The sequence below is a fragment of the Actinocrinis sp. genome, assembly GCF_035938995.1.
In the GTDB taxonomy this organism is placed as follows: domain Bacteria; phylum Actinomycetota; class Actinomycetes; order Streptomycetales; family Catenulisporaceae; genus DASZGI01.
This window is the reverse complement of the sequence record NZ_DASZGI010000005.1, coordinates 1-3,557: the sequence shown is the minus strand read 5'-3', so window position 1 is coordinate 3,557 and position 3,557 is coordinate 1. Positions and strand designations below refer to the sequence as shown.

Here is a 3,557-nt window from a genome sequence, read left to right as displayed (position 1 = left end):
TCCGCCAGCACGATGTAGAACGCCACCCCCGCGAGCACGATCTCGGCCCACCCGGCCGCGTGCAGCGCCCCGGTGACCGGCGCGCCCGCGCTGCTCGCGCCCAGGTACGCGACGACCAGCAGCACGATGACGAGGTTGAGCAGGCCGAAGGCGGTGAGCGTGACCGCGTTGGTGCCCAGGCTCGCGACGGTGAAGATCACGGTCACGACCAGCCAGGCGACCAGGAACACCCCGAGCGCCTGCACGACGTCGTGCCCCGCCTGGGCCGCCAGGGCGGACTTCGCGGTGCCCGGCGCGGCGGAGGCGAGCACGGAGGCCACGATGTGCGGGGCCACGTACACCTCGATCGCGGTGTACCCCAGCCAGAAGGCGCCGTATGCGGTCAGGAAAGCGGCAGCGAACGTGGCGCCCGCGGCCAGCGCGAAGAACCCCGCGACCAGCTGGACGATCCCGCCGTAGAAGAACGTCCCACTCAGGATCACGGAGCTGCCGGACGCGTTCATCACCCCAGCGGTGGACAGCCCCAACGCAAGCGAACACCAGGCGAAGCCCGCGGCCCCGACCGGCAGGGCGTGGCCGGCCCGCGGCAGAGTCGCGGCGACGGGCGCGCCGCCCGCTGCGGACGGGGCCGGCAAGGCTGAGGAACCGGACGATGCCGGTGAGGCAGATGCAACGGTCATGACAACCACCCTTCGTTGGATGTTGTTGCGACTGTGCCGACCGAACGTTCGGTAGCGTCGACCACGCAAGCTGATCCGTCAAGTGCATTCCAGGATATGAGATATCCGCTTACGCGAGTATGCCGAGAAGGGAATCAGCCCACGCCAGAGCACTTGTCGAAGCGTTCGCGTGTTGTGGCGGCGCACTAGAATAGTGATAGATCGGATAGAAAGTATCCGTTTCTGCGGTCAGCGTCCAGGCCCTATATCGCCCGGATGGCGTAAGCCCCGGGCGCTCGCGCTATGAGGAGCCGCACCGGCTGCGCCCCGCCCGGCGACGGACTGCGCGACGATGGCCGCCGAGATCGACCGCCGCCTGGACGGCCAGGCCGGCTGATGCCCACGGGAATAGACAGCGGCACAGCGAGATTGTCATTACTAAACTGGGCGTTCAGTTTCTCGTGAGGTCAACGGCGACCGGCATCTGGAACGAGTCAGGCAAAGGGTGAACATGATGCCGAGCGCAACGACGACCGAAGATCTCGAGAACCGGCACACCGCTTCGGAAGCGGAGCCTCGCGGGGTGGCTCCGCGCGCGACCGCACCCGCGCGAATCGCATCGGTGCCCGAACCCGACTCCGCTCCGCGTCCGACCGCGCAAGCCGCCTCCGAGACCGAGCGCGGCGAACCGCGCCGCCTCCCAGCCCAAACCGCCGACCCGACCGGGCACGCCGAGCCGCGCCACTTCCCACCCCAGACGGTCAGCGGCCCAGCCCTCGTGTTGATCCTCTCGGCGGCGTTCATGGTCGTGCTCGACTTCAGCATCGTCAACGTCGCCTTGCCCTCGATCCAGCGCGAGCTCGGCTTTTCCACCTCCGCCGTGCAGTGGATCGTGACCGCATACGCGATCACGTTCGGCGGCCTGCTGATCCTCGGCGGACGCGCCGCGGACCTGTTCGGGCGACGCCGCGTCTTCCTGGCCGGGCTGCTGGTCTTCACGGCCTCCTCGCTGTCCGGCGGCCTCGCCCACGATCAGGTGCTGCTCGTCGCCTCGCGCGCGGTGCAGGGCATGGGCGGCGCGCTGGTCGCGCCCTCCGCCCTCTCGCTGATCACGACCGGCTTTCCGGCCGGATCGCAGCGCAACCGCGCGCTCGGCATGTACGGCGCGACCGCCTCGATCGGCTTCGTGGCCGGGCAGGTGCTCGGCGGCGTGCTGGTCGAGTTCACCAGCTGGCGCGCCGTGTTCCTGGTCAACGTGCCGGTCGGCATCGCGGCCGTGCTCCTCGCTCCGCGCCTGCTCGGCCGATCCGCTCCGCTCAGCGGCTCACGGCGGATCGACGGCGGAGGCGCAGCCCTGATCACTCTCGTCGTCGCAGCGCTCGTCTACGCCGTCTCGCAGGTGGACGCGCTCGGCTGGACCAACGCGCGAATACTCACAGCGCTGCTGGTCAGTGCCACTTCGGCCGTCGCGCTCTTCGCACTCGAGTGGCGGCATCAGGACCCGTTGATCCGCTTCGACCTGCTGCGTGAGCCGGGCCTGCGCAAGGCCGGCGTGATGAACCTGCTGCTGGGCCTGTGGAACGGCGGCGAGATGATCGTGCTCTCCCTCTACTTCCAGCAGGTCCTGCACGAGTCGCCGCTCGTCACCGGGCTGGCGATCGCCCCGCAGGGCGTGATCGGTTTCACCGCGGGCGCCTTCGGAGCCAGGCTCGCCCGGCGCGTCGGCGTGTCCCGGGTGCTCGTCCTCACCAGCGGCATGGCCGCGGCGGGGTTCTTGATTCTCAGCCGCCTGCCGTCGGGCGGCGGATACAGCCCGCTGTTCGCGGCGGTGATGATCGTCGGCTTCGGCACCGCGGGGACGGCGTTCGGCACGATGGTCATTGCCAGCCAGGCCGCCGCGGACGACGAGCAGGGCCTGGTCGGCGGCGTGATCAACACCGGCCGCCAGGTCGGTGCGGCGATCGGCGCGGCGCTGCTGCCCGCGGTGGCCCAGGCCGCCGACCACAGTGGCCGGGCCGGCAGCGCGACCGGCGACCGTGACGCGATGCTGACCGCCGCCGCGGCCGCCGCACTCGCGGCCGTCGTGGCCTGGCGTACGCGCAGGGCTGTCAGCCCACTGCCTCGTCCGTAGTCTCGTCACGCATGGCGCGGGCGCTCTTGGGATCCGGCGCCGGGCGACGCGGTTCACGCACCCCGGAGCCGCCACGACGATCGATCCAGAGCACCACCGGGGTGCCTTTCGGCACCTTCGCACCGGATTCAGGACTCTGATCAAGGACCACGTCCTCCGGCTCGCCCACCGCGTCCAGGGGCGGACCGTCGGGGTCGGGTCCCACGGCGAACAGGCCGTGGCTGTTCAGCGCGGCGCGAGCCCGGTCCCTGCCCATTCCGACCACATCGGGCACCTTGACCGTGGAGCGCCTGCGCCAGACACCGGGCGAGGTGCGCCCGGACAACGCCGCCTCGGACAGCGGATGCGGCACCGCCGTCGCCTCGGTCAGCATCTGGTCGACCATGTCGGACGCCACCTGCGCCAGCGGGTCCTCGGCACCGCGCCGCGCCGGACGCGCCGCCTGGGCCGGCCCGGCCGCGTCGTCCACGTCGCGCCACCGTTCCCAGGCCGACTGGCGCGTCACGCCCAGCTTCACCGCGATCTCAGCCCACGACTTCCCGTGCTTGCGCGCGGTCCGCACCGCCTCGAACTCGAATTCGTCCAGCATCCGCCGGATCAGGCCGCCGTCCGCGAGCGCCCTGAGCGCTTCGTCGCCGTCGTCTTGATCATCGGCGTGCGGCGGCGCCGCGCCGCGGTGCCACCCCTCCAGCCGATTCAACGCCTGCCGGATTTCGTGCCATGGTCCCCGCTCCTCGTGGTTCATGCCGTCAGGGTAACCTGACACC

3 protein-coding genes are annotated in these 3,557 nt (G+C 70.8%); 1 reads left to right on the top strand and 2 read right to left on the bottom strand.

The features are described from left to right. On the bottom strand, positions 1 to 680 hold a 680-nt coding region (locus VGZ32_RS00340), incomplete at its 3' end, for a GPR1/FUN34/YaaH family transporter (RefSeq protein ID WP_326883695.1). A 601-nt stretch (positions 681 to 1,281) separates the two neighbouring features. Between VGZ32_RS00340 and VGZ32_RS00335 the strand changes: the two genes are divergently transcribed. Beyond that, entirely contained in the window at positions 1,282 to 2,790 is a 1,509-nt protein-coding gene (locus tag VGZ32_RS00335; RefSeq protein ID WP_326883694.1) for an MFS transporter, read from the top strand. Here VGZ32_RS00335 and VGZ32_RS00330 read toward each other — a convergent pair. Beyond that, positions 2,768 to 3,535, bottom strand: a complete 768-nt coding sequence (locus VGZ32_RS00330) for a PASTA domain-containing protein (protein ID WP_326883693.1) — start codon at positions 3,533 to 3,535, stop codon at positions 2,768 to 2,770. The two genes, VGZ32_RS00335 and VGZ32_RS00330, sit on opposite strands and share 23 nt — an antisense overlap. Positions 3,536 to 3,557 lie beyond the last annotated feature (22 nt).